General features: G+C 54.7%; 29 protein-coding genes. 10 read left to right on the plus strand and 19 right to left on the minus strand.

Features of this window, described 5'->3' with window-relative positions:
• Positions 1-12 precede the first annotated feature (12 nt).
• From GA0061071_RS18325 to GA0061071_RS18335, 3 genes are all read right to left on the minus strand, one after another.
• Positions 13-543 carry a rhodanese family protein gene (locus GA0061071_RS18325; RefSeq protein WP_088236638.1) on the minus strand — a complete coding sequence of 177 codons (531 nt, stop codon included), beginning with the start codon at positions 541-543 and terminating at the stop codon, positions 13-15.
• Positions 544-545: 2 nt separating this feature from the next.
• Positions 546-848 (minus strand): ArsR/SmtB family transcription factor, encoded by a 303-nt coding sequence (locus tag GA0061071_RS18330; protein ID WP_088236639.1) that lies wholly within the window; start codon positions 846-848, stop codon positions 546-548.
• A gap of 170 nt (positions 849-1,018) precedes the next feature.
• Complete coding sequence (locus GA0061071_RS18335; protein ID WP_061493490.1) at positions 1,019-1,915, minus strand: LysR substrate-binding domain-containing protein; 897 nt, start codon at positions 1,913-1,915, stop codon at positions 1,019-1,021.
• 412 nt (positions 1,916-2,327) lie between these two features.
• Here GA0061071_RS18335 and GA0061071_RS18340 point away from each other — a divergent pair, with 412 nt between their 5' ends.
• Entirely contained in the window at positions 2,328-2,519 is a 192-nt protein-coding gene (locus GA0061071_RS18340; RefSeq protein ID WP_061493491.1) for a hypothetical protein, read from the plus strand.
• A gap of 570 nt (positions 2,520-3,089) precedes the next feature.
• Positions 3,090-4,358: a lipase family protein gene (locus GA0061071_RS18345; RefSeq protein WP_088236640.1), complete on the plus strand. Its 1,269-nt coding sequence runs from the start codon at positions 3,090-3,092 to the stop codon at positions 4,356-4,358.
• 4 nt (positions 4,359-4,362) lie between these two features.
• On the opposite strand, the gene GA0061071_RS18350 is transcribed toward GA0061071_RS18345, so the two are convergent.
• From GA0061071_RS18350 to GA0061071_RS18370, 5 genes are all read right to left on the minus strand, one after another.
• Complete coding sequence (locus GA0061071_RS18350; RefSeq protein ID WP_061493492.1) at positions 4,363-5,370, minus strand: substrate-binding domain-containing protein; 1,008 nt, start codon at positions 5,368-5,370, stop codon at positions 4,363-4,365.
• Positions 5,371-5,399: 29 nt separating this feature from the next.
• Positions 5,400-6,809, minus strand: coding sequence for a sucrose-6-phosphate hydrolase (locus tag GA0061071_RS18355; protein WP_088236641.1), 1,410 nt, complete (start codon positions 6,807-6,809; stop codon positions 5,400-5,402).
• A complete protein-coding gene (locus tag GA0061071_RS18360) occupies positions 6,809-8,179 on the minus strand; it encodes a sucrose-specific PTS transporter subunit IIBC (RefSeq protein ID WP_061493494.1) in 1,371 nt (456 codons plus the stop codon). Before GA0061071_RS18360 ends, GA0061071_RS18355 begins: the two co-directional genes overlap by 1 nt.
• Before the next feature lie 69 nt (positions 8,180-8,248).
• Positions 8,249-9,766, minus strand: coding sequence for a carbohydrate porin (locus tag GA0061071_RS18365; RefSeq protein WP_061493495.1), 1,518 nt, complete (start codon positions 9,764-9,766; stop codon positions 8,249-8,251).
• A gap of 168 nt (positions 9,767-9,934) precedes the next feature.
• The gene (locus GA0061071_RS18370) at positions 9,935-10,861 is read right to left on the minus strand and encodes an aminoimidazole riboside kinase (protein ID WP_088236642.1); all 927 of its coding nucleotides are present in this window, start codon (positions 10,859-10,861) and stop codon (positions 9,935-9,937) included.
• Between the two features lie 149 nt (positions 10,862-11,010).
• Between GA0061071_RS18370 and GA0061071_RS18375 the strand changes: the two genes are divergently transcribed.
• The gene (locus GA0061071_RS18375) at positions 11,011-11,682 is read left to right on the plus strand and encodes an HAD family hydrolase (RefSeq protein ID WP_088236643.1); all 672 of its coding nucleotides are present in this window, start codon (positions 11,011-11,013) and stop codon (positions 11,680-11,682) included.
• On the opposite strand, the gene phnE (GA0061071_RS18380) is transcribed toward GA0061071_RS18375, so the two are convergent.
• The 5 genes from phnE (GA0061071_RS18380) to GA0061071_RS18400 form a co-directional block, all read right to left on the minus strand.
• Positions 11,669-12,550 carry a phosphonate ABC transporter, permease protein PhnE gene (gene phnE, locus GA0061071_RS18380; RefSeq protein WP_088236644.1) on the minus strand — a complete coding sequence of 294 codons (882 nt, stop codon included), beginning with the start codon at positions 12,548-12,550 and terminating at the stop codon, positions 11,669-11,671. The genes GA0061071_RS18375 and phnE (GA0061071_RS18380) overlap by 14 nt on opposite strands.
• Positions 12,547-13,419: a phosphonate ABC transporter, permease protein PhnE gene (gene phnE, locus GA0061071_RS18385; RefSeq protein ID WP_088236645.1), complete on the minus strand. Its 873-nt coding sequence runs from the start codon at positions 13,417-13,419 to the stop codon at positions 12,547-12,549. Before phnE (GA0061071_RS18385) ends, phnE (GA0061071_RS18380) begins: the two co-directional genes overlap by 4 nt.
• Before the next feature lie 83 nt (positions 13,420-13,502).
• Entirely contained in the window at positions 13,503-14,444 is a 942-nt protein-coding gene (gene phnD / locus GA0061071_RS18390) for a phosphonate ABC transporter substrate-binding protein (RefSeq protein ID WP_061493500.1), read from the minus strand.
• 37 nt (positions 14,445-14,481) lie between these two features.
• On the minus strand, positions 14,482-15,324 hold the full coding sequence (gene phnC, locus GA0061071_RS18395) for a phosphonate ABC transporter ATP-binding protein (RefSeq protein WP_061493501.1): 843 nt from the start codon (positions 15,322-15,324) through the stop codon (positions 14,482-14,484).
• 124 nt (positions 15,325-15,448) lie between these two features.
• Positions 15,449-15,898, minus strand: coding sequence for a hypothetical protein (locus GA0061071_RS18400; RefSeq protein ID WP_088236646.1), 450 nt, complete (start codon positions 15,896-15,898; stop codon positions 15,449-15,451).
• Positions 15,899-16,043: 145 nt separating this feature from the next.
• Between GA0061071_RS18400 and GA0061071_RS18405 the strand changes: the two genes are divergently transcribed.
• The 6 genes from GA0061071_RS18405 (at position 16,044) to GA0061071_RS18430 (ending at position 21,514) form a co-directional block, all read left to right on the plus strand.
• Positions 16,044-16,433 (plus strand): DUF3592 domain-containing protein, encoded by a 390-nt coding sequence (locus GA0061071_RS18405; RefSeq protein WP_088236647.1) that lies wholly within the window; start codon positions 16,044-16,046, stop codon positions 16,431-16,433.
• Positions 16,434-16,464: 31 nt separating this feature from the next.
• Positions 16,465-16,857 (plus strand): DUF3592 domain-containing protein, encoded by a 393-nt coding sequence (locus GA0061071_RS18410; protein WP_134318798.1) that lies wholly within the window; start codon positions 16,465-16,467, stop codon positions 16,855-16,857.
• A 37-nt stretch (positions 16,858-16,894) separates the two neighbouring features.
• Complete coding sequence (locus GA0061071_RS18415) at positions 16,895-17,263, plus strand: DUF3592 domain-containing protein (protein WP_088236649.1); 369 nt, start codon at positions 16,895-16,897, stop codon at positions 17,261-17,263.
• A gap of 241 nt (positions 17,264-17,504) precedes the next feature.
• The gene (locus GA0061071_RS18420) at positions 17,505-18,593 is read left to right on the plus strand and encodes an ABC transporter substrate-binding protein (RefSeq protein ID WP_061493506.1); all 1,089 of its coding nucleotides are present in this window, start codon (positions 17,505-17,507) and stop codon (positions 18,591-18,593) included.
• 88 nt (positions 18,594-18,681) lie between these two features.
• Positions 18,682-20,451, plus strand: a complete 1,770-nt coding sequence (locus tag GA0061071_RS18425; protein WP_061493507.1) for an ABC transporter permease — start codon at positions 18,682-18,684, stop codon at positions 20,449-20,451.
• Positions 20,444-21,514 (plus strand): ABC transporter ATP-binding protein, encoded by a 1,071-nt coding sequence (locus tag GA0061071_RS18430; protein ID WP_061493508.1) that lies wholly within the window; start codon positions 20,444-20,446, stop codon positions 21,512-21,514. Before GA0061071_RS18425 ends, GA0061071_RS18430 begins: the two co-directional genes overlap by 8 nt.
• On the opposite strand, the gene GA0061071_RS18435 is transcribed toward GA0061071_RS18430, so the two are convergent.
• The 4 genes from GA0061071_RS18435 to GA0061071_RS18450 are packed head-to-tail and all read right to left on the minus strand — an operon-like array spanning position 21,515 to position 24,519.
• Positions 21,515-22,150 (minus strand): DUF1109 domain-containing protein, encoded by a 636-nt coding sequence (locus GA0061071_RS18435; RefSeq protein WP_088236650.1) that lies wholly within the window; start codon positions 22,148-22,150, stop codon positions 21,515-21,517.
• Positions 22,137-22,691, minus strand: a complete 555-nt coding sequence (locus GA0061071_RS18440) for a sigma-70 family RNA polymerase sigma factor (RefSeq protein ID WP_088236651.1) — start codon at positions 22,689-22,691, stop codon at positions 22,137-22,139. The genes GA0061071_RS18435 and GA0061071_RS18440 overlap by 14 nt, the downstream gene beginning before the upstream one ends.
• A 9-nt stretch (positions 22,692-22,700) precedes the next feature.
• The gene (locus GA0061071_RS18445) at positions 22,701-23,933 is read right to left on the minus strand and encodes a protein-disulfide reductase DsbD family protein (protein WP_088236652.1); all 1,233 of its coding nucleotides are present in this window, start codon (positions 23,931-23,933) and stop codon (positions 22,701-22,703) included.
• 34 nt (positions 23,934-23,967) lie between these two features.
• Positions 23,968-24,519, minus strand: a complete 552-nt coding sequence (locus tag GA0061071_RS18450) for a peroxiredoxin (RefSeq protein WP_088236653.1) — start codon at positions 24,517-24,519, stop codon at positions 23,968-23,970.
• 145 nt (positions 24,520-24,664) lie between these two features.
• Here GA0061071_RS18450 and GA0061071_RS18455 point away from each other — a divergent pair, with 145 nt between their 5' ends.
• Positions 24,665-25,051, plus strand: a complete 387-nt coding sequence (locus GA0061071_RS18455; protein ID WP_088236654.1) for a hypothetical protein — start codon at positions 24,665-24,667, stop codon at positions 25,049-25,051.
• A gap of 49 nt (positions 25,052-25,100) precedes the next feature.
• Here the strand turns inward: GA0061071_RS18455 and GA0061071_RS18460 are convergent, their stop codons facing one another.
• Positions 25,101-25,475 (minus strand): DUF7079 family protein, encoded by a 375-nt coding sequence (locus GA0061071_RS18460; protein ID WP_061493514.1) that lies wholly within the window; start codon positions 25,473-25,475, stop codon positions 25,101-25,103.
• 198 nt (positions 25,476-25,673) lie between these two features.
• Positions 25,674-26,096: a hypothetical protein gene (locus GA0061071_RS18470; RefSeq protein ID WP_088236655.1), complete on the minus strand. Its 423-nt coding sequence runs from the start codon at positions 26,094-26,096 to the stop codon at positions 25,674-25,676.
• Positions 26,097-26,242 lie beyond the last annotated feature (146 nt).

Genomic DNA, 26,242 nt, shown 5'->3' on the forward strand with positions numbered 1-26,242 from the left:
AATCTGGCGGCGCTATGAGTGCGCCCGATTCCAGGGCATTTTCGCCAGCAGCAGCGCCATACCGCACCAGCCACTTAGCCCGGCGAACAACAGACCTGCGCCGACAAAGCCCGACAGCAGAAAAAATCCCGGATTAACCGCATAGCCCAGTACGACACCGCTAAGGATCAGCGTACCGGCAACGATTTGCACCTGCTGCATTAACGGGCGTGGCTGACGTTTATCCTGCACTGTCGGCAGCTTTGATTGCTTCCAGTTATTCAGCCCGCCTTCCAGGATCGCGACCTGCGCAGGGGCGGCGGCCTGGATCAGCGCATCGATGTTTTGCTGTGTGCGCATGCCGGACTGGCAATGAAAGATCACGGTTTGCTGGGGGGAAGCGAGCGCCCCGTTTTTACCGGCGATCAGGGTATCCAGCGGCAGTGAGACAGCATCAGGGATGTGCTCGCGGCGAAACTCATCGGACTGACGAATATCAACCAGCAGCGCGCCGCTTTGCTGCAATTTGCTCGCCTGCTCGGGGGTGACCTGGGTGTAACGCATATTTATACCTCCGGGCAGTAAATGCCCTTGAGTGTGTTAATGATTTTACTGACCGTTGGATCCTGAATGAAGTAATTAACCCGCTGCGCCTGGCGTTGGCTGGTGATTAATCCTTCTTCTTTCATCCTCGTCAGATGCTGGGATGTCGCCGAAGGGCTAAGGCCGGTTGCCGTACTTAATTCGCCCGCTGACGTTCCCGGCGCATCGATCAGCATGCACAGAATCAGCAACCGGTGAGGGTTGCTCATCGATTTCAGCAGCCCGGATGCTTGTTCGGCTTGCGCCTGTAATTGAAGAATATCCATGTCAGTCGCTTTATTTAGGTTTTTCTAAATTTAGATTAATCTAAAATAAAAGGCAGCAGGATGCAAGCGGGGAACCGCGCAGGAATAGCCTCATGTCGGCAATCCTTGTGAATAACCGGGATGAGACTAATCGATAGGAATGAGACCGACGCAACGCCTGGCTGCTGGGGTTATTGCAGATGGCCAGTGATTTTTCGGGAAAACGCCGCGGAGAGGTCTTCCCGAAGCTGCTCAAACCGTCTTCTGAAGGGATCGCCCCGGCGACAAATCAACACGACACGCCTGCGAAGCTCCTCAGGGTGTGTTCGCAGATAGCGGATATTCTTCACTTTTTCATCAATGGACGACAACAACGGAAAAAACGAAACATTTTGTGAGTGCGTCACGATATAGCGTGCAGTTTCCAGAGTGTTGGGCATGATTTTGGTGGCATTCAGAACCGTTTGGGCAAAGGTATCATCCAGCGTTTCGGCAAACAGCGACTCGGTAATCATAATTTTTTCATTCCGGGGCAACGGAAGTTTGAATTTATCGTGACTCACCGAGGGGTGTTTGGTGCTCAGGCCAATGACGTAAGGCTCTTCAAATACGGGAAATTCAACCACGTCGTTATTATTAATCGGCGAAGTAATAATCGCGACCTGAATAATATCATGGTCGAGCAAGGCAACCAGCTTTTCTTTGCTGGCTTCATGAAATTTGAACTCAGTTTTTGGAAATCGCTCCCGGCAAATCATTTCGATATCGCCAAAAATGTAGGGAGCAAGGGTGGGCACTGAGCCGATATTTAATACCCCCGATGGATATTTCTTGGATTCTTCCGCCATATGTTTAAGGCTTTTCACTTCTGACAAAATGACCTCTATCTGCGACAAAGCTTCTATACCCTGCGCTGTAAACTTAACGCCACGCACCTGACGATTAATTAATGTTATTCCCAGATCGCTTTCAAGTTTGCGTACCTGGGCGCTCAGCGTCGGTTGCGAAACATTGCAAGCATCAGCCGCTTTTTGAAAATGTTTGTATCGCGCGAGCGCGTACAGATACTCAAGATCTCTAACCCTCATTTTCTTTCCCCTGGGATCAGACAAAAAAATTAGCGGTGTAGTATTCATCTATTAATATCGAATGAGTACCTTTTTTATGGGGTCTTTATTCAATCTGTGATCGGTGTTTAATAATGGCGATTTGATTTTGTTATTGTTTTTCAATGAATTGATTAATTTTATGTGTGCTCTGTGAATAGGTTGGACTTACGTTATATTGTTTTTTTCAATTTATTGATTTCACTCAAGCATTTCAATAGGAAATGCATATATATCAGCTGTTATTTATATGGTTTTTTTGTTGAGTGGGATGTTTTGGCTATGATAGGGTTGCTGCCCCGTAAAGGTGGTTATTTTACTGTTTAGTGCATCAGGTGAATCTTAGCAAGATAATAAAGTGGCCTAATATAAATGTCATGATGAAGTGAGATTGATGATGGAAGTTTTCGAGAAAATTGCGGTTGATATTAAAGAGAAAATATCGAACATGGTTCCGGAAGGTGAGGTGGATGTCGACTTTATGGTTGTTGATGATGACACCATTCGTTTTATTGTCGCATTCAGTCAGGGGCTTTACGAACAAAAGATTAATAAATTAGATATTCATATAAAAACGCTCTCCTGAGCCACCATCGCCGATAGCGGATGGATCTGAATGTCTTTTTGTGCATGTGAAAATTAAAGCAACATCTCCATGCAAATAGTTTCGCGGTAGTGCGATAAATGCGGCCCCTTCCCGTGTAAAGGGGGCAGTTGAGCAGACAAGGAACGTTGATAATAAAAACATAATAATAAGCCCTTGCACTACGTTGTTTTCAACTCTGGGTTGGGAGGGGACATTCAACGTAGTGCTTTTTTTGCCGATCACCGGAAGTTCACAGGCACAGCTACGTCGGGTATTGAGTAAAGAAACCCGCTTCTGCCACGCAAGATAAAAAGCACAATACATAGAATGGCGGTGGTGAGATGACTCAACCGCTCCACACCCTCACAAAACCCCAGGTAATATTGTCGCTCAGCGAGAGAAGTATCGTTTTTATCCTTTTGAATATAATAACGATATCCGCTTTCCGTAACGGATCTGTTTGCTGAATAAAACACTCACACTTTCTGTTTGAATTATTACAATCGCCTGCGTTAACTGCTCATAACATGATGCTATTCACTGAATATGAGTGTGAAGGTTTACCGGACGATGAAAAATATCCTCTGCACGCTGGTTGTTGCCATGAGCCTTTGGACGAGTGGCGCAAACGCCTGGAGTAACGCGCTCCCCGTAGGCCCTGCGGTCGGCGATCAGTCGCTGTCGCCATTTTATATCTGGGACAGCGTGCTTCCCCAGCGCCCGGGAGTGATGCTGCGTGAAGAGCCTATACCGCGCCAGCCGGACATCACCGAGGCCAGCAAGATCCAGCGCATTCTCTATACCTCGCAGGACAAACGCTGGAATGCGGGCAGCGTTCCGGTGAGTGGCACGCTCTGGTTTCCGCAAGGCGAGACGCCGAAAGGAGGCTGGCCGATCATCGCCTGGGCGCACGGTACACTCGGTGTCGCCGATGCTTGCGCCCCTTCATGGACGAACCCGACCCCGCGCGATGCGCACTATATCAATCAGTGGTTGAAACAGGGGTTTGTGGTGGTTGCCACGGATTACCAGGGCCTGGGGGGGCCTGGGCCTCACCCTTATCTTAACTGGGAAGCGGAGGGGCGCTCGGTACTCGACAGCGTGCGTGCGGTGTTGCAGGCGTATCCGCAACAGATTGCTAATAACCTGGTGATCACCGGGCAGTCGCAAGGTTCAGGGGCCTCTCTTGGTGCCAGCCTCATTGCGCCAGACTATGCGCCAGAGCTGAAACTGCGCGCCACGATTGCTACCGGGCTGGTGGCGACGTTTCCGGAAGGGCCGATAAAACCGGGTCATGCACGGCCAGGTCACCGCGATCCGGCGCGTTTTACCCTGCTACGATTGATTGGCGGCTCGCTACCGGACGGCGCGCCAGCGGCCGATAAATGGGTGACAGAGCAAGGGGCGAAGATGCTGGTGCTTGCCAGAACCGCCTGTATGAAAGAACTGGGTCACTATGAGCACAAGGAGAAGATTGATGGTGCGAAGGCGTTTATCGGGGGGGACGGGCCAGTTAATGCCGCGTTAACCCCGGTAACCAACATGCCGCTGAAGATGTTCCCGGCACCACTATTTACCGCAACCGGGCTGGCCGATCACACGCTGTCGCCGCACCATCAGTACGCTGCCGTTGCTGCATTGTGCGCCGCCGGGAATCCGGTTGAGTGGAAGACCTACCCCGGCATTACCCACAATGGCACAGTAAATGTGGCCTTTGAGGATGAACTGGCGTTCGTTCGCAGCGTGATGGAGCACGCGCCGCAGCAAAACAGTTGCGGATCGTTGCAGGCGCCAGGCGAGCCGCAGCACCCGCTAAAGGGCATACCGTTTAACACCTGATGAGTTAGGGGTGACGCCAGCGCAGCGTTGCCGGCAGGATACGCTGCGGCGTCGCCGGCTCGTTGCCTTCAATCATCTGCGTGATGATATCGAAGCAGTCCTGCGCCAGGCGCGGCACATTCTGTTCGACCGTATCAATCGGCAGCGACAGGGAATCATACAGATAGTGATCGTCAAAACTGGCGATATGGATATCGCTCTCCAGTAAGTGGTGCTGGCTCATATAGCGCAGCACCCCTTCCAGCAGGCCGCAGGCGGCGGTGAACAGCGCTTTCGGCGGTCGGCCCAGTCTGGCGCAGAGTGCGGCAAACATCTCATAGCCGCTACTTGGGTGATAATTGCCGTGAATGATCCACTCCGGACGCGGCGTGACACCCGCTCGCTCCAGACCCTGCATAAACCCGGCAAGGCGGTCTTTGGTGGGTGACAGACGTGGCTGACCGCCCAGGAAATAGACTTCATCGGGAGTGGCGCGCGCCAGATGTTCAACCAGTTCGGCGGTCGGCGTCAGGGAATCGGTGATCACCAGCGGTAGGCGGGTGTCATTGATATGGCGGTCAAACAGCACCACCGGAAGTTGTTCGCTCAGCTTCAGGTAGTCACTGTCGCTTTGCATGCTGGAGGCGACAATCAGTCCATCCACCTGTCGCGCCACCAGGTTGTTCACCACCACCGTTTCCTGACTGGCGTTCTCGTCCGTGCAGGAGATCAGCAGTTGCAGGCCCGCTTCGCGACACAGGTTTTCCAGCTCGTGAGAAAAAACGGCGAAACCGTAGTTGGTGATTTCCGGCACCACCAGACCCAGCGTATGGCTGCGGTTTTCACGCAGCAGACGGGCGTGAATACTGGGTTGATAATGATGCTGCTGGGCGATAGTCAGAACGCGCTCGCGCGTCTCCTGCGCCACACGCAACTCTTTACCGCGGCCGTTAAGCACCAGGCTGGCAGTGGCTTTAGAAACCCCTGCCAGCGCGGCGATATCGCTGATGGTGACGCGTTTTGTTTTTCTCACGGTTTTGCATCGGTTAATGAAACAAGCACTTATTCTACCATGCAAGAACGTAACGACCAGTAGTGCGCGCGCACTTCTGCGCGACCGGTCAGCGTTAACTGCGCCGGATGTGACGGGAAGTAGCGGCTACTCATCACGCCTTCGCCATCATTGATAAAAATCTCTATGCTGGAGTGATCGCAGAGGATCTGCAATTTCCGCGCCTGACCGCACCAGTAGCGGTAGAGCCACTCACCCGTTTCGAGGCTGCGACGTGCAAGACGCAGTTCATCGTTTTGCCATTGCAGGATCAGCGTATCGGCGAAATTCAGCGTGACTTCCCCGGCGCTCTCCAGTATCAGCTCAAGACGTTGGACATCCAGAACGGGCATTGCATCGGCCGCACCCTGCCAGGTGCGGGTTTCACCGCGCAGTGCCTGCAACTCAACAATGGGCTGTTGGTACAATTTGCCATCACGGGAGGTCAGTTCGCGCAAGCAGGTCATCTGGTGGATCCAGCCGTTGGCAACAGTTGGCTGGCGCATCTCTTCGCCATCCGGCACCCCCATCCAGCCGACCAGCAGACGACGCCCGTCGGCGGTCAGCGTGGTTTGCGGGGCGTAGAATTCAAACCCGGCATCCAGTTCGTGAAATTCACCGTGGTGGAATTGCGCCTTCGTGTAGTCCAACTGGCCGCCGAGCCAGGCGCTCGGGTAGGTATTGAGATAGCGTTTTTCTTCCCGCGCGATACCTTGCGGGCAGCAAATCAGGAATGTACTGCCACCGAGGGTAAACATATCCGGGCACTCCCACATATAGCCCGCAGCCCCCAAACCACCGAGGCCGCTGCCGGCTATCTCACCCAGGTTTTGCCAGTTCCACAGATTTTCGGAACGTAACAACAACACTTTGCCCTGTAATTGCAGATCCTGTGCGCCCAGCACCATGTACCAGTACTCGCCATGCCGCCAGACTTTCGGGTCGCGCACATGGCCTGTGTAGCCGTGCGGCAGAGGGATCGCCGGGCCGAGCTTGTCGAAACCGCCTTCACTGTTTTGCACTGCCAGACATTGCCAGGCGGTGCGCGTGCCGTCATCGAACTTCACGTTACCGGTGTAGCAGAGCGTCAGCACGCCGCCGTTATCCACGGCGCTGCCGGAGTAGCAACCGCTGCGGTCATACTCCTGGTCGGGCAACAGGGCGACAGGCTCATGTTGCCAGTGCAGCAAATCGTCGGAACTCCAGTGCGCCCAGCCTTTATGCTGGTGCTGGCAGCCCAGTCCGTTCCACTGATAGAACAGGTGGTAGCGTCCGGCAAAATGGATAAAACCGTTTGGATCGTTAAGCAGCCCGGTGGTCGGCGCGAGGTGCCAGCCGGGGTAGTGGCTGTCTTTTAGCGCTTTGGGCTGGCCTTTCATGACTGCCTGCAATAATGCAGGCAGCAGGTTTGTTAACGCCATTATTCAGAGTCCGTTTTGTATTTCAGCAGGTACGAGATAACAAAGGCGGCGCCGAACGCGATAACCATGCCAATGGCGTAATTGAGCAGCGAGCTTGCCTGCACAATCGCCATTCCCGGGATGCCGGTCAGACCCACTGCGGTCATATAGACATGCACTGACACCACCCATGCGCCACCGATAGCCCCGCCGATAAGTGCGGCGATAAACGGTTTTACAAAGCGCAGGTTGATACCGAAAATCGCCGCTTCCGTAATTCCCAGCAACGCCGAGAACGCCGACGGCAGCGTGATCGCTTTAATCTTCGCGTCTTTGGTTTTAAACCAGACCGCCAGACACGCGCCGCCCTGCGCGACGTTTGCCATTGCCCAGATCGGCAGCAGGAAGTTTACGCCGATTGACGGATTGCCCAGCAGTCCCGCCTCAATGGCATGGAAACTGTGGTGTACGCCGGTGATGACAATCACGGAATAGAGCCCACCAAACAGCAATCCGGCCAGCCAGCCAGCATGGGTGATCAATGTGCTGAGCACAAAGGAGATGCCGTCGCCCAGCGCGCGCCCTGCCGGGCCGATGATCAGCATAGCGATAAAACCGGAGATGATCACCGTCAGGAACGGCGTCAGGATCAGATCCAGCGCATCGGGGATCACGCGGCGCAGTTGTTTCTCCAGAACGCTCATAAACCACACCGCCAGCAGTACCGGGAAGACCGTGCCCTGGTAACCGATCATTGCCACTTCAATGCCGAAGAAGTTCATGGTGTGGAAGCCTGCAGCCACGCCCCAGGCATTGGTCAGCGCCGGGTGAGTCAGAATGCCGCCGAGGGTTGCGCCGAGATAGGGGTTACCACCAAACTCGCGAGCGGCGGTAAAACCAATCAGGATCGGCAGAATGATAAACGCCGCCGAACTGAACATGTCGAGCATGATATAGATAGCGTTGTCCGCATTGACCCAGCCGTAGGTTTTCACCATACCCAGCAGGCCCATTAACAGACCCGAGGCGACAATCGCCGGAATAATCGGCACGAAAATATTCGACAGCAAACGGGCGACACGCTGGAACGGGTTCAGTTTACGCGCGGCGATATCGGCGGCTTCGGACTTACTGGTTTCGCTGATCCCCGCTTCGGCAATAAAGGCCGCGTACACTTTGTTCACCACCCCGGTGCCAAAGATAATCTGTAGCTGCCCGGCGTTGCGAAAACAGCCTTTCACCCCGTCGACTTTACCGATGGCGGCGGTATCGGCTTTGGCGTCTTCCACCAGCACCAGACGCAGGCGTGTGGCGCAGTGCGCGGCGCTGGCAATGTTGTCTTTGCCTCCCAGTAACGGCAGTAGTGACCGGGAAATTTCTGCAAAATCCATAAAAACCTCTGTCTTATCGTTTTTGTGGGATCAACCTGGCAAGATGCGGCCCCCGCAGGGGCCGATCGATCAGAACCAGGTTTCCATTTGTACGCCGAAGTTCCATTCACCGCCGGCTTTGAAGCCGTTGCTGCCAAAGGCATCATCGCTGGCGTATTTATCCAGACGATGATCCCAGTCCATCCAGGTGGCGAAGAGGCGAATTTCCGGACGTTTCAGGAACTCGCCGACATCGCTGGCTTTCAGCGTCGGTGCGACGGTGAGTTTGTAGAAACTGCCGCTCACCGCGTTGCGGCTGTTATACCCTTCCGGGCGTAAATCCATGTACTGATAGCTGCCTTCATACTGCATCTCGAAGTTTTCCGTGATGCCCTGAATCAGGCGCAGGTTTGCTGTGGCCCACTGGTAGCTGTCGCCTTTGACATAACGATCTTTGCTGCTCTGCGCAAGCACTGCCGGCGCGATATGCCAGCCACCACCCAGCGGAGTGATACCGTAGCTCGCCAGGCGCCAGGTATTGGCTTCCGGCAACAGTGCGCCATCGGAACCAATGGATTTCACCTCCGCGCCCAGACCATGACCGTACAGCAAGGCGGTTTTCGCGGAACCTTCACGCAGACCGTAGAAGCTGTCGTTATGCAGGCCAAGCAGGGCGTGTACGCCGGTGTTGGCGGCATCGCCTTTCACTTTATTGCCATCCAGATCCAGACGGTCATCGTTATCTTTGGCGCGCATACCGCTGACCATCAACTGTACCGGGCCATAGAAGTTGTTCAGCGAGAGAATGTAGTTCTGCGCGGTGTTTTCACTGTTTTCGATATCGCCGAAGGTGCGGCCGTAGATCGACAGGTTGCTGCGCGCTGCGTCGCTCCACTTCATGTCGTAGATCCCGGCGCCGGTACCGGCGAGGAAGACCACATCGGAGTCGATCCAGTGGATATCGAAGTTATCGCGGTCAAAACGCTTACCGGCCCAGACGGTGGTGTCTTTAAACGCACCGGTAAAGGAGGGCAGATGACCGATTTCAGTGAATGCCTGACGCAGGTTGAGATCGCTGGAAGAGGCCGTCCAGTCGTTATAGGTTTTTTGCCCGTCGGCAAGCATCACCTTAAAGCGTGTGGTTGCCCCGTTAGCCAGCGTCTGTTTATGTTCGAGGTTCATTTCGACATAGGTGTCCGGTTCGTTCCCCAGACGCCCGACGTGCCCCCCGGTTTCGCCTGCTGGCGTTACCGTCGGGCCGCCCTGAGTTTTGGCCGCGGAACTGTTCATCAGCAAGCCTGAACGGGCATAACCGTGGAACTCAAAGCCCCCTTCATCGCTGGATTTTTGCTCCAGTTTCGCGGTGCGTTGTTCCACTTGAGTGGTGGTGGTTTGTGTTTTTTGCTGGGCGGCTGCCAGTTGCTGTGCCTGTTTTTCCGCCGCCTGAGCGCGGGTTTCGGCAGCGCTGGCGCGTTGTTCGGCTGCCTGCAAACGCTGCTCCAGCGCCGCGAGGCGCGCTTCAATGCTGCTTGTGCTGCTATCGGCGGCCCAGACGGAGCCAGAACTTAATATCACACCAAGGGTTACAGCGAGCGTGCTTTTTTTCATCGTTTTGCATCCCTAAGGAAGAGCCATCATCACAAAGTTATTTTTTTGCTAAACCGGTTTAGGTTTTGAATCATAATCACGCCCAATTTATCAGCGCAATGAAATTTGCTAAACCGGTTTAGTGAATGTGAGACGGCTCGCAAAACGAAGCGGCAAGCTTGCTCGAAATCAGGCGGCGTGTTCCTCAAGCTGGTGACGATAGGGCAGAGCGGTCATGGCACCTTTTGCAGTGGTTGCCAGCGCACCACAGATTTGCGCACTGGCCAGGCGTGCGGCCAGCGCCGGTTCGTTGTCCGGCAGGCCGTGTTCTGCGAGTCCCCAGAGTAAACCGGCGACAAAGGCATCCCCTGCGCCGGTGGTGTCGACGCTCACTACCGGCAGTGTGGGATAGTGGTAAAGCTTACCGCTGTGCCAGGCTTGTACTCCCGCTTTGCCCTGAGTGACCAGTAATAAGCTGATGCCATAGCGCTCCGCCAGTGTCTGCATGCTGGTGCCGGGGTGTGGCGAACCGCTGATAAACGCCAGCTCCTCTTCCGAGAGCTTCACTACATCTGCCAGCGTTAGCGCCTGGCGCAGACATTGGTGCAGTTGTTCGTCGTCAGTCCACAGGTCGTGACGAATGTTGGGATCAAAGCTGACAAACCCGCCCGCCGCACGGATGTTTTGCATGGCGGTAAACGCAGCGCTACGCGACGGTTCGGCCGACAGCGCGATAGAGCAGCAGTGCAGCCACTCTCCGCGTTGAAATTCAGGTAAATCTTGACTGGTCAGAAACAGATCGGCGCTGGGCCGCACCATAAAGGTAAAGGAGCGTTCACCGTCATTGTCCAGTGCCACCACCACCGTTGAGGTGCGCTGCGCCAGGTCGGCAGACATAAACGCAGTGTCGACCTGTTCATGCGCCAACGTTTGCTGCATAAAACGGCCAAACGGATCGTCCCCCACGCGGCCCACAAAGCCGCTGTTCCCCTGTAATCGGGCTATTCCCACCGCCACATTTGCTGGCGCACCGCCGGGACATTGCATCAGGCGTCCCGGCCCGTCCGGCAGCAGATCCACGACGGCGTCGCCCAGACACCAGACTCGAGCTGACATGCTATTCTCCCGCTAAAAAATATCGCTAAAATTTAACTAAACCGTTTTAGCAAATCAATCTTGTTCTTGGATTTCTGCGTAACATCTTTAAGCTGTCATCTTTTTTCTGCATGCTGGAGCGTCTGTGTATCAACCAGATGGATGGGCATATGTCGCAACCGCTTTTTGTTTTCGATCTTGATAACACCTTGATTCACGGCGACAGCAGCACGCTCTGGAGCCGCTACCTGGTGCGTGAAGGCTTTGCCAGCCACCCGGACTATCTGCTGCAGGAAGAGCGCATGATGCTGGATTACGCGCGCGGTGAAATGGATCTGCATGCGTATGTGGCGCTGACCTTGTCGCCATTGACGGATATTCCGATAGCGCTGGTGGACCGCATGGTCGCGCTGTGCGTTGAAAAAGAGATCGCGCCGCGCATCTACCCGCAGGCGCTGGCGCTGATTAACCGGTTACGGGCGCAGCAGCAACCGATGCTGATCATCTCGGCATCCGTGGGGTTACTGGTGAAGGCTATCGCCCCGGTGCTGGGCATTGAACACGCTATTGGCGTTGAGGTGAAAACCGATAATGGGCGCTACACCGGCGTCATTGACGGAACGCCCAGTTACCAGCAGGGGAAAATCACCTGCCTGGAGAACTTTCTCGCCCGTCACCCGCAATATGACGGGCCGCTGACCTTTTACACCGATTCGATTAACGATTTGCCGCTGTGTGAACGTGCTGACCACGTTTACCTGGTGAACCCCTGCCAGAAGCTGGCAGCGCACGGAGCGCTGCGCCACTGGCCGGTGCTTGACTGGCAACTTACTCAGGCTTAAATAGCGGCACCGGTTTGCCGGTGATATAGCGTCGGCGCAGCCAGGCCGACGCGGTATCCATCAGCATCACCACCGCCACCAGGATCAGGGTGATAAACATCACCACATCCCAGTTCCACAGCCGCATGTTCTCGGCATAAATCAAACCAATGCCGCCCGCACCAACAAAACCCAGCACCGCGGCCGAACGGGTATTGGACTCGATCTGATAGAGGCTAAGGGCAAGAAATGTTGGGAATGATTGGGTAAAGGTGCTGAAGCGGTGTTTTTGCAAGCCCCCAGCGCCTACCGCGGTTAAGCCGCGACCCGGTGAGCGATCCACCGCTTCGTGGCTTTCCGCATACAGACGCCCGAGCAACCCGGTGTCCTGCATAATGATCGCCAGTACCCCGGCAAGCGGCCCCAGCCCGACGGCGCGTACGAAAATCAACCCCCATATTGCCATATCAATACCGCGCAGGATGTCGAACACGCGGCGCATGAAAAAGGCGATCGCTCCGGCAATTCCCCCTTTCATGATGTTGCGCGCCGCAAGAAACGACAGCAGCAGAGCAAATACTGTGGCGGTCAGGGTCCCGGCGAAGACAATCGCCAGGGTGACACCGATCTGCGTAAAGTAGTAGCCAAATGGCCAGTTCAGGAAGTCGTGCCAGACGAACATGCGCAGAATGTAGCGTCCTATTTGCTGGAGGCCGCTGAGCGCCTGATCGACAGGAATGCCAAACTGCATAAAAAACCAGCCGTAATAGAGCAGAACGGCCAGGGCGATAAGCGCAAGACGACGCAGATAGCGCCCCTGCGCCTGGAACAGATTTTTGTTCAGCTTGCGGCTTAATGTGACGTTCGGAACGGCTTGCACTCTGGTCATTTTTTCCCCTCCAGTACCCACTGGCGCAAGCGGCCGGAGAGCGTATCGAGCAGCGACACCACAATGATAATGAGCAGCAGCGTGATGCTGACCTGATCATAACGGTCGAGTTTGATGTTGGTCATCAGCTCCTGACCGATGCCGCCGGCACCCACCAGACCGAGAATGGTGGAGGAGCGGAAGTTGATCTCCAGGCGCATAAAACCGTAAGAGAGAAAAATCGGTTTCACTTGCGGCCACAGGGCAAAGCGGATGCGCTGCAGATGCGTTGCGCCGCAGGCCGCCAGCCCGCGCACGGGTCGGTCTTGCGCGCTTTCCACCGCTTCATAAAACAGCTTGGTCAGGCTACCGATGGTGTGCAGCGTCAGCGCCAGAAAACCGGGAATGGCACCGATGCCGAAGGCCATCACAAAGATCACCGCCCACGCCAGTTCCGGCATCGTGCGCAGAAATGCCACCAGCGTGCGCACCGCAAAGCGGACTGCCGGCGGAGACCAGGTGTTGCCCGCCGCCAGAAAGGCGAATACACCGGCGATGGCAAAGGAGAGGATCGTGGCAGCCAGCGCCAGTTGCAGGGTCTCCCAGATCAGCGGTAGCTGGATGGGCAGCCGATACCCCCAGTAGGCCAGTGAACCCTTGGTATGGCTGTCGGCAAACAGCACTGACCAGTGCAGCGTGGGCACGGTTTCCAGCATGTAATCGAGAAAATTGGGCAGCGAGTGCCAGATGGTGGCGAGATTAAATTCTGCTGCACTGCCCGCCGCAAAATAGAGAACCAGCAACAGTAATGACCAGGTCACGGTATCGCGCTTTTGGCGCATTCTGACCTGCTGATAGTAGTGTTCAAACTGCGTATTCGACGTGCTCATGCGTTGCAATTGCGTCCTGTATGACAATCGAATAACAGCCCCTGGTTTTTACGCAGGGGCTTGCGATATCGTGAGACGGCAACTTAACGGGCGGTAACCAGCTCGCGTTTCATCTCAATAATCTGTTTAAAGTCGTCTACGCTACCCGGGCCGATATGCTGCGTGCCGCCCATCGCTTTCACGAAACAGGCGTGGTTGTCGGTATCCAGTTTTTTGATGGCCGTAATGACTTTGGCTTTGAAATCCGCCGGCAGGCTGTTGCTGACCAGGATCGGGCCATTCGGGATCAGCGGCGATTCCCAGATGATACGGATTTGTTTCATCAGGTCCGGATGATCCATACGGATCAGGCGGTTAAAGGCGCCCACGCTGTAACCGGAATTGTAATCGCCGACCATAGATGTCCAGGTAACGGCCCCCGCGAACTGACCGTTCAGCACGCCGAGGATGTCCTGCTCATGACCGCCGGAGAAGGTGACGCTGGAGAAGTAGTTGTTGTATTTGTTATCTGCGTTGCCGCCGAACTTCTGTTTGAATTCATAGTTCGGGATCAGATAACCGGAGGTGGAGTCCGGATCGGCGAAGCCAAAGGCTTTCCCTTTCAGATCTTCCAGTTTTTTGTACGGGCTGTCGGCTTTAACGATCACGACCGAGTGATAACCGCGAGACTTGTCTTTGTCATCCACGGCGATGCCGACGATATCGACCGCTTTCGGGTTGTTGATATACACCGAGGCGTAAGACGAAGGCGACATGCTCAGCACCACGTCGACTTTACCGCCCAGCAAACCCTGGATCACGCCGGAGTAGTCAGATGAGTTGCGCAGTTTGGTGTCCACGCTGAGCTCTTTATCAAGAAACTCTTTGACGCACTGGTTGTCGCCAATTTGTTGGGTGGCGTTCTGTCCGCCAAGGATCCCCAGATTCAACTCTTTCGGCTGCTCCGCCGCCGAAGCCTGCCATGCCAGCAGCAGACCTGTCATCAATGCAGATAAACGTAATGCGCCTGAAATATGCTTTTTCATTGTCATTGCCTGTGTTGTCTCATTGGAAGGGGAAGAATTAATGCAACTGGCTTATCTCATCGCCATAAAGGATCTGCAAAACGTCCTGCGTCAGCCGTGAAGGGTGGTCGTCAAAAACAATTCGTCCTTGAGAAACGCCAATCACGCGTGTGCAGTACTCTTTTACCAGCTCGACGGAGTGCAGGTTTACCATCACGCTAATGCCTTGTTCGCTCACTTCGCGCAGCACGCCCATGATGCGCTGCGTGTTTTTCGGATCCAGCGACGCGACCGGCTCGTCTGCCAGCAAAATGGACGGGTTCTGGATCAGCGCCCGGCAAATCGCCACGCGTTGCATCTGACCACCGGAGAGGGTTTCCGCGCGCTGGAGGGCATGTGGCAACATATTCAACCACTCCAGCAGTGCAATGGCTCTGGCGCGATCTTCATCGGTGAACACTTTAAACAGGGATTTCAGCGTCGAGGTCTGGCTCAGACGGCCCAGCAGCACATTGGTGAGCACATCAAGGCGCGGCACCAGACAGAAGTCCTGGAAAATCATCCCGCATTCGCTGCGCCACTGATTAAGCGCGCGGCCTTTGAGGCGCGAAACATCGCGCGGCGTCCCCACTTCCGGGAAGCTGTTGATCTCACCGGATGTTGCGCTGTGCGTGCCGTTCAGAACGTGCAGCAGGGTTGATTTCCCTGCGCCCGAGCGACCAATCACCCCGACCATCTCGCCGCGATGCAGATCAAAGCTGATGTCGTGCAACACGGTCTGGTGCGCGTTATAGGACTTGCGTAAGTGGCTTACGCTTAGCACTTTTTGTTTCGGCACCGTGTTGAGTTGATGCAGAGACGAATAGTGGTCTTCAGAAATTTCCGCCAATGCGCTGTTCATAAGTCATCCGGTTTTTTCATTAAACTGGCGACCATTAAGAGGACAGGTGATGATCGTTTTATGACGGAAAGACGAACAAATAGTGAACGTGTGGCTTCATTGGGAGAGGAAAAAAATGAGCAGGCTATTTCATATAAGCGAGAGTGATATATTTTTGCCATCCGGGCGCACGCTGTACACCCGCAGGATCGGAAAAGAAGGGCAGCCGCAGACGCGGCGCTGAGGATATTTCGACAACCCACTCACCCTCGCCAAGAAAACGAAAGCGAACCTGTTCCGTGCTAATCGATAGATTTTCAAAAATGCCCGTTGCCCACATCTGGCCAATTCGCACAATCTCCTTTACGCCTTGCCGGATATCAATCAGCACGATGGTCAGGGATTCTTCAAAGATCACATCATCAGTAAGAAACAGCAGATAGCGCGTGTTATCCACCTGTATTGCCGCTTCAAGCAACAGGCCGGGAACGGTGATATTCGTTACCTCATCCCCAATCACTACGACCGATTGGGCCTGGCGGAAGTCGGTGGCCTCGCATGTAGTGACAAGTGAAACATTATTGGCTTTACGCATTCTTTATTTCACGTCCTATAAAGAGAGGAACTTCAGAATATTCTTATCAGGGGCCCCGATAAAGCGCGTATGCTGTAGCCTTTTACGGCTATTAGCGGTACCACGCCGTTGTTTTTAAAGCGTATACGAACCCGGAGATCATAAGATGGAATTTGACTGGATGTATATTATTTATCTTTTCTTTGCGGTGGTGTTTATCCTCATAATCAAGGGGTTTTATTCTTTCTTTGGTGGCTACATCAAACAGATGTTTGTAGAAGCCCGGGTGATGAAGATCGGCATTGGTGTTAATGCGGATATTATCCACCGAAGCAAAACAGCGTTGATCGACGCAGAGATGCCAGTGTACCGGCTCACGGTAAAATTCAGGACACATGAAGGAGTAGAAGTACAATCAAGCATCGACAGGGCGCTGGATATGGACGGTTTTACGCGTTATGCGCCGGGCAATGGTGTGGCGTTGAAGTATGATCCGAAAAATCCAAAACGCATTGCTTTATACGATAATGATAAGCCCTTGATCTTGGGCGATTAACCTTCAGCATAGAACATTGATGGAGGAGGGCGTGGGATACCATTGGATAGTTCTGTTCTTACTCTTCTTTTTTGTCCCGTTGATGGTGTTTGTGCTTCGCCAGGCGATGTCCATGCTGATGCCCGGTTTTCGGCAATTCAGGATGGAATCCGCGGTGCGGAAAACTGGTATCGGCGTGAATGCGGATATTATTTACCGTAGCAAGACTGGCATGATTGACGGCGAAAACCCGGTGTATCGCCTGACATTCAAATTTGTCACCCGTGAGGGTATCGAGGTGCAGTCGAGTCTGGAAAGAGCGCTGGATATGGACGGTTTTATCCGTTATGCGCCCGGTAACGTTGTGGCGTTAAAATACGATCCCACCCATCCAGAACGTATCGCTTTATATCGCCATGACCGTCCGTTGATTTTGGGCGATTAATTTTTACCGTAGAACAGTAGAAAACGAGAACAGAGATATGGACATTATTCATGTCATTTTAATGATTGGGATCGCCGCGTTGCTGCTGTTTGGGCTTTACAAATTGGCGCGTTGGATCCGTCAGCTGTGTATTGAAGCGCATGTGCGCAATCATGGCATTGGCGCGAATGCCGATGTTATTGCCCTTAAGCGCACCAACTGGATGGACAGGCGCACAGTCTATTGTGAACTGGTCTTGCGCTTCAAAACCCGCGAAGGTCAGGTGGTGCAGGCGAGCGTGTTTGAGCATCTGACCAGCCGTGAAATTGTGCGTTTTGCTGAGGGCAACGGCACCACCGTGAAGTACGATCCGCAACATCCGCAGCATATTATCTTATATGACCGCCCGCTAATTTTAGGGGATTAATCCCGGCTGTATCTCTTCTTCACACCCGTGCTGATTCATTAAAGCTTACTGCGAAATCAGCGCTGTTTGTTTCATCTCATCCGGCTCGTTAACCGCCTTCTCGTCCTTACACTGCAACGCCGTTTTTTTAATCCCGTCAGCGTCACAAAAGTCGCAAAAAAACAAGCCACTGCGTTGCATCGGTCAGATCTCACGCTATATGTTAAATTTGTGTTTAAAAAATGATACCGAGGGATTGTTCATGGATAAGAAAACCGATCTACTGGTCGCTGCGCTGGCACTGCTTTTTTCTGGTTCCGCGCTGGCGGCGGTACCGCAGGGCTACCCGGCGGACTATCAGAAAATAGTCGACGCGGGCACCAAAGAAGGCAAAGTTGTTATCTACTCCACTACCGACACCAAAGCCGCAGGGCCGTTAATCAAAGGTTTTGAGGCGCAGTATCCGGGCATCAAAGTCGAATACAACGACATGAACAGCACCGAATTGTACAACCGCTATCTGAGTGAGCAGGCTTCCGGCGGTGGCAGCGGGGATGTGATTTGGAGTTCGTCGATGGATACCGCGCTGAAACTGGCGACCGATTACGCCGACGAATATGCCTCACCGGAAGTGAGTAAATTACCGAAATGGGCGGTATGGCAGAATAAGGCCTATGGCACCACCTATGAACCGGTCGTATTTATTTATAACAAGCGTCTTATCCCACAGGGGGATGTGCCGGACTCGCATAGCGCACTGGCCAAATTGATCGCCAGCCAGACCGACAAATTCAAAAATAAAGTCACCACCTACGATATCGAAAAATCCGGGCTGGGCTTTATGCTGGCGGTGGAAGACCTCAAATTCGATAAAGACTATTTTGCGCACCTGACGGATGTGGCAAAAGGTGGGCTGACGGTGCAGTCCTCCACCGGCACGATGATGGAGCGTGTCTCCTCCGGGGAAAACCTGATTGGCTATAACATCCTCGGATCGTACGCCGAAGCCCGCGCCAAAGGGGATAATGCACTGGGTATTTCTTATCCGAAAGACTATATCCTGGTGTTGTCCCGCGTCTCGTTTATCAGCGCGCAAGCGGAACACAGTAATGCTGCCAAATTGTGGTTCGACTATGTGTTATCGGAAAAAGGGCAGAGCATTCTGGCCAATCAGGCGGACATTCCCTCCCTGCGTAACGATATCGAAGGCAAAAACGACGTTGATGGTATGACCAAAATGCTTGGCGATGCGCTCAAACCGATCCATGTGGATACGTCGCTGCTGGAATATCTGGAACCGAAAAAGCGTCTGGAATTTATTAAACAATGGCGTGCAGCTGCCGCCAAATAATGGCTGTACGGGCGGCGCGTCGTGATAGCGCGCCCCCTTTTCATCGCCGGGATGGTTTGCCTGAAATACCTGACCAAAGGGATGACCAATGAATACATTGCGCAGAAAGTGGCAGGGGATGCCGCGCGGTGTGATCGTGCTGATCACCGCGTTGGTTATTTATGTTCCGCTGTTATTTATAGTGGTGCAGAGTTTTCTCTCCGCGCCCTTTTTTGTCCGTTCCAAAGAGCTGAGTCTCGAATCTTTCGCCTTTATTTTTACCGATCCGGATTTTTATCTGGCGCTGAAATCCGGCTTTATTCTGGCGTTTGGCCTGGTGTTTATCGCTATTCCGCTGGGCGGCATCCTCGCGTTTCTCATGGTGCGCACCGATTTACCCGGTCGCCGCTTTATTGAACCGTTGATCCTGGTGCCGATCTTTGTTTCACCGATGGTGTTGGGCTTTGGCTATGTGGTCGCCGCCGGGCCGGTGGGCTTCTTTTCGCGCTGGGCCGAGGCGTTGATCGGTTTTGTGCCGTGGAATATCTACTCCATGTTCAGCATTGTGGTGATTGCCGGACTGACGCACGTTCCTCATGCCTATTTGTATATCTCCTCGGCACTGCGTAGCGTGGGGTCTGATGTGGAAGAGGCTGCCCGTACCGTGGGCGCGTCGCCATTGCAGGTGATGACCTCTGTCAGCTTGCCGATGGTGCGCCCGTCGATTTTGTACGCCTGCGTATTGCTGTTCTTCCTTGGACTGGAGGTGTTCGGCCTGATGCTGGTGCTGGGTGATCCCGAAGGCAACATGGTGCTGGCCACTTATCTTTATAAACTCACCAACAAGCTCGGCACGCCTTCCTATCACCTGATGGCCGCCGTTGCTGTGGTGCTTATTTGCATCACCATTCCGTTAGTCATGTTGCAACGCCGCCTGATGCGCACCGCCAACCGCTTTGTCACCATGAAAGGCAAGGCGTCGCAGGCGCGGGCGCTGCCACTGGGCAAATGGCGCTGGGTCGCTGGCGCGGTGGTGGTGGCCTGGTTAACCGTCACCATCGGTGTACCGCTGATTGGCGTTGTGCTGCGGGCATTTATCTCGAACTGGGGGGTTGGCGTTTCACTGTGGGATGAGGTCTCGCTGGATACCTTCCGCAATATCTGGCAGCAACCCAATCTGTTGCGCGCGATCGTGAACTCAATGGCGATTGGTGTATTCGGCGGGGCGCTGGCGGTGATCTGCTACCTGTTCGTTGGCATTGCCATGCACCGCAAACAGGATAATGTCACGCGGTTTCTGGATTACAGCGTGCTGGTGCCCCGTGCCGTACCGGGATTGCTGGCGGGGCTGGCGTTTTTGTGGGTGTTCCTGTTTTTACCGATGTGGCTTGATCAGTCGCTGAAAAACGGCTGGCTCTCCGGATTGCCGGTGGCGGAGTGGTTGCGTGAGAACCTGATTGTCTGGCTACGATCGCTGCGAAACACCATTTTCAGCGTCTGGCTGGCTTATACCGTGGTGTGGATGGCTTACGGCCTGCGGCTGATCTCTTCCACCTTATTGCAGGTGGGGCCGGAGCTGGAAGAAGCGGCGCGCAGCACCGGGGCGACCAGCGGTCAGGTCACACGCCATGTGACGGTGCCGCTATCGCGTTATGGCCTGATTGGCTCATGGCTGCTGATGTTCCTCATTTTTGAGCGCGAATACTCAACCGGTGTCTATTTACTCTCCCCGGGGACGGAGACGATTGGCTCGATGCTGGTGTCGCTGTGGGCTGCGGGGGCGATTGATATCGTTGCAGCGCTGTCGTTTATCAACATTCTGCTGGTGGTCATTGGTCTGGGTGTGGCCCTGCGTTTTGGAGTGAAATTACATGATTGAGCTATCGGTAGAGAACTTACATCTGACTTACGGCGACAACCCGGTACTGAAAGGCGTATCGATGGAGCTAAAACGCGGCGAAGTCGTGTCGCTGCTTGGCCCGTCTGGCAGTGGCAAAACCACCTTGCTGCGCGCGGTGGCCGGGTTGGAGAAACCCACTCAGGGGCGCATTACCATTGGCAGCAACATTGTTTATGATGGTACTCCGCGCAGCGAAATCCCGGCGGAAGAGCGCAATCTGGGGCTGGTATTCCAGTCCTATGCGCTGTGGCCGCATAAAACGGTATTCGAGAACGTCGCTTATCCGCTGAAGCTGCGCAAGGTCCCCTCTGCAGAAATCACCCAACGTACGCAAACGGTACTCGATCAACTGGGGTTGGGGCACCTGGGCAAGCGCCATCCGCACCAGCTTTCCGGGGGGCAGCAGCAGCGTGTCGCTATTGGCCGTGCGCTGGTCTATAACCCGCCGGTGATCCTGCTCGATGAACCGTTGTCGAACCTGGATGCCAAGCTGCGCGAAGAAGCGCGCGTCTTTTTGCGTGAGCTGATTGTTAAGCTGGGGCTGTCGGCGCTGATGGTTACCCACGATCAGAACGAAGCGATGGCGATTTCCGATCGTATTTTGTTGCTCAACAACGGCGTCATCGAACAACAGGGCACACCGCAGGAGATGTACAGCACCCCGTCGACGCTGTTTACCGCTGAATTTATGGGCAGCAATAACCGCCTGCACGGAACGGTAACCGATATCAGCAACGGCAGAGCGCGCATCGAAGGTGCGAAGTGGTCATTGTGGGGCGTGGCCGGGCCGGGACTCAGCGTCGGTCAGCAAGCGACGGCGGTGATCCGGGTGGAGAGCCTGCGGCTGGTCGACACGCCGCAGGATAATTCCATGGAGTTGCCGATGCTTACCAGCATGTACCTCGGCGATCGCTGGGAGTATCTGTTCCGCACGGCAGGGGATGACTTCGTGATCCGCGTGTACGGCACTCAGCAGCGTGATATGCAAAATTACCGCGTGGTATTGCCTGACGATCAACTCTGGATCTTCCCCAAAAGCTGATTACGGCAACGACACCCACCGGTAACCCGCAACAACGGTCACCGTCACAATCGTGGCGGTGGCCGCAATATGCATCAGCAGATCCAGCGCGCTGATATGCGTCGGGTGGCACAGTGACAATAGCGTAAGTGCCATACAGGCAACCCCTGCGCCCGCCGCTGCCAGGCTGCGCAGCGGATAGAGCGTGCGTGTGCGGTGCAGATAACCTATTACCATCGCCACCATTGGCGTACTGACTACGACCATAAACAGGTAGCAATTCGGTCCTTCTATGGCACCGACGGCAGGCGCAGCAGGGTGGCTATGCAGATTGGCGAGCGTACTGACGAACCAGAGACCGGCCAGTGGCGTAAACCATCGCCAGTTCAGCGGGCGCTGCCCGGCAATGCTCAATAAAAAGGCGTTACGCACCGCAAGCAGACCGGCGACAAAGGTCAGTAGTAGCTGTACCGCTGCCCAATTCGCACCCGTTTGCGACCAGTCGGTCAGTGTGCGGTTAAGCAATAAACTGGCGACGATCCCGCAGGGCAACGCCATGGCAACCCATGCCAGGGTCCGCCAGCCCGGATGCCACGGGCGCCTTACCGGCTCCATCGAGCGGCTTAATTTCTCTATCAATACATCATGATCGGCCATGTTGTGCTCCTAACCGACGAAGATTACTCAGTGCGCGATGCAGCAGGGACTTAACGGCAGAGACCGTAAGATGGGTATGCGTCGCGGTTTCCGACAGACTCATCTCCCGCAGATGAACATGCTCAACAATTTGCCGCTGGCGTGCCGGGAGCTGTTCCAACAATGTCGACAGTTCTTCCTGCGAATGCTGCGGCTCGCTGGCGGAGAACAAGGGCTCCGGCGCGAGGTCACTGTCCGTTTCCCGCAGCGAGTGGCGGCCACGTTTACGCAGTGCGTCAACCCCACGCGCGTGGGTTATCGCCATCAGCCAGGGCAAAAACGGCGATGCAGGATCATAGGTGTGACGCACTCTGTGCACGGTGAGCAGCACATCCTGAACAACATCTTCCAGCAGAATGTCGTCGGCTATTTGCCGGCGCGCCAGTGAGCGGATCACCGGCACCAGCGCTTTCAGCAGCCGCGTATACACCTGTTGATCGCCCGACTGCGCAAGCGCCATCAGGTGCGGCCATTCGTCACGCGCTGCCTCACTTTTATCCATATTCCGCCTTTATGTTTTTTTCCCGCAGGCTCCGGTCAGTGCGTTGACCACAATTGAGGGGGTTAATACCTGCGGCAAGATCTTCGGCGCACTGCCATCCGCCGGGTAGATCACATATAGCGGCAGGCTACCCTGGCCCAGCTCGTTCAGCGCATCATCGATATCGGCGTTGAATTTTGTCGAGTCGGCAATCATATACAGCGTACCGGTCTTCGCCAGCGCCTCTTTTACCGCCTGAGTGGAGAGCGATGTCTTCTCATTCACCTGGCAGGTGATGCACCACGAAGCGGTAAAATTGACAAAAATGGCCTTGCCGTGGCCGCGATTGTCAGCCACGGTTTGCGGCGACCATTTGATTTCTTCCACCTTCTGCGTGGTCTGCTCTGAAGGCAGTGCCGCGCTGTTGGTGAGCACTGACGGGAGCGGCACCAGCGCGGCGAGCAGCAGGACCGCGGTTGCAGTGAACAGCGCTTTATGACTGCGCCCGGCAAAGCGTTGCTGTTGCGCCATACCGTACAACCAGGCGGCAAAACTCACCACCACTGCCGCTGCAAGGATCGCTGCCAGCGCGGTGTCGCCTGCCTGTTGCGCCAGCACCCACACCAACCAGCCAAATGCGCCAAACATCGGAAATGCCAGTCCGCGTTTGAGTACGCTCATCCATGCTCCGGGACGCGGTAGCCATTTGCCCAGCGCCGGGAACAGGGAGATCAGACTGAAGGGCGCGGCAAAACCCAACGCCAGCGTGAAGAAGATCGCCAACGCCACTGCGGGTGGTTGCACCAGCGCATAGCCAATCGCGCCCGCCATAAACGGCGCAGCACAAGGCGTCGCTACGATAATCGACAGCGCACCGGTCAGCGCTGCACGGGTAAACGCGCCGCGTTGCAGGTTTATCTCCCCGGCACGTTGCAGGGAAAGTCCCACTTCGAATACCCCGAGCAGGTTCAACGCGGCGCCCAGAATCACCAGCGCAAGAAAGGCAATTACCAGCGGTGACTGGAGCTGGAAGCCCCAACCGACGGCGGTTCCTCCGGCGCGCAGAGCCAGTAATATCCCGGCGAGGATCAACATGGTTACGACCGTGCCCAGCAGAAAGCCGAAGCCCTCTTTGCGCACTTGCGCCGAATCTTGCGTATGGCGCAAAAGGCCCAGCGCTTTGAGGGAAATTATCGGGAATACGCAGGGCATAAAGTTGAGAATAATGCCGCCAGCGAAGGCGGCGAGCATGGCGGTCAGCATAGCGATTCTCTGGAGTCAGGTTGTTAATAGCGCATCAGGAGTGCGCGTTGGCGTATTGCTTCACTGCTTCCATTGTCTTCTGAATATGCGTTTCCGGGTTTCTGTCAGTGTAGCTCAGCAGGATTTTACCGTCCGGCGCGATGACGAAGGAGGTCCGGTCTGAAAGGGTTTTGCCATTCATTTGCATCAGCGTGTCGTACTGGGCGGCGACTTTCGCGCCAGGGTCGGCGGTGACGGTAAATTTGTCGCGGCACTCGAGCTTCGAGAACGCATCCACCTGATCGGTATTACCGGCGGTGACACCAATTACCGTGGCACCCAGCTTTTTAAAATCATCCGTCGCTTCGGCGAACGCGTGGGCTTCAATGGTGCACCCTTTGCTGAATGCCGCCGGGAAAAAGTAGAGCACCACCGGGCCTTTTTGCAGCGCCTGCTGCAATGAGAACGTCAGTGGTTTGCCTGCCAGTGCGCCTTGTAGTTTGAAGTCCGGCGCTTGAGTGCCTGCCGGCAGGGCTGCTTGCGCATTGCCGATGCTAAAAAGGGCAACGGTGGTCAGGCTCAGAACGAGTTTTTTTATCGGGGTCATGTTGCGCTCCATTAGGGTGAAGAAGAGTGACGCTCATATACAGTTCGCCGGTGGAGAACGGAAAGTTTCGCTCCGGGAAAAAAAATTGTACTTTGCTCTACGCTGATAAAGTATTAACCAGGGCTACAACAACGGTGCAGAATAGATGGAACCAACCCTGAGTCAGGTGATTGACTTTATCCGCGAATTTACCGGTCACAGACGTATTCCCATTCATGAGCATAGCTGGCTTGAAGCCGATCTTGGGGTAACAGGCGATGAAGGTGTGGATCTTCTGGAGGAGATTGCGCAGGCCTTTGACGTGCAGCTTTATACGGAGGAAGAGGGGTACTGCAACACTTTTTCCCTTGGGGAGAATGAATACCTTTTCCACAGTGAAGGTCTGGACCTGTTCGGTATCTTCCGGTTTATTAATTGGTTGCGCGGTATACCCGAACCGGTGGTCCGCGATCTGCCCGTCGGGCAGTTACATCGTGCGCTGGTGGAGGCGACCAGACATAAAGGAAAGGGTAGTAAGAATGCAGCTTGTTGATACTACTATGTAGAACACGTGATTCTCTTTGTATGGCAATCGACGTTTTCTATACCGTGTGCCCCTGAGTCCGAATATGATCCAGCTCGGCAATAAACCTGTTTAACTCATCCTGAATGTGTTTCCGGCGATGCTTTAATAACAAGCGGGCTGGAACAACACGCTCAATAATGGTCGGCTTTCTGGTCACGTACTCCGTTACGAGCCGTTTAACATCTTCTTCTGTCCAGCCATCCATCACGGGCGTCGGGTTGTAAAGAAGATTAGCCTGGAGGGCAGCGGCTTCCTCATCCAGAATCATGAAGATCGCTTCCCGGCTGAGTCCGGATTCCTTTAACACCTGAGTCATCCATCGATAGTCATCGCCCTGGAGTTCCCGCCCGGTGAAAAGCTCAGATAAGGTGTGCCAGGCAGGACTGCGCATAGCTGTCCGTATCACAGCGCGAGGGCCAGTGCCCGTCGGGAATGCTCAAGTGGCAGAGGCTGAGTTCACCGGGACGATAAAGAAGGAGTGAGCACCAAGCGCACAGATCGTCATCGGAGATGGATCGGCTGCAGGGATTGTTCTCAAGGGCGGTCGGATGAATGGTGGCCTGATGGGCGCTATCAGGCAACGGTGGCATCAGCTCAGCGCCTGATGCTGTTCTTCCGCCATCACCCAGAGTGCCCGGTTGAGCTTAACGTCTCCGTCTATGCCTTTAACTTTAACCGCGCGGATGTGGCTGCGCTTGCCTTTGGCAGTACGTCCTTGCAGACCACCTTTTCGCAGGTTTTCCTGGCGACGATTAAAAACTGACCACAGATCGTCCTGAAGATCTTCATAGCGGCGAAGGGTCAGTATCTGGGATGACGTCACCGGCTGGGACCCTTCGCGCCGCAGGTTCTCCAGCAGGGTGATGGTGGGAATAAACGTGTACTTTTCACTCCTGGAAGCATGTTTGTTCTCTCCGAAGACGCTGGGGACATGCTGCATGAGCTCTTCACGGGTTAAGGGGCGGTCGCGGCGAATCTGGTTAATACGGCCAAAGCTGCTGGCTAATCGCATAATAAAAACTCCTGTGGGGTTAACGACATAAAAAGCAGACAGGCCACGCTCCCGACAGGAAGCCTGGCCTGGTTTGATGAACGTTGTATTGATTGATGGGTTGAGGAATAAACGGGTATTGCTGAAAATGCTGCCGGGAAGATGGA

Origin of the sequence: Kosakonia oryzendophytica (assembly GCF_900094925.1) — a bacterium.
In the GTDB taxonomy this organism is placed as follows: domain Bacteria; phylum Pseudomonadota; class Gammaproteobacteria; order Enterobacterales; family Enterobacteriaceae; genus Kosakonia; species Kosakonia oryzendophytica.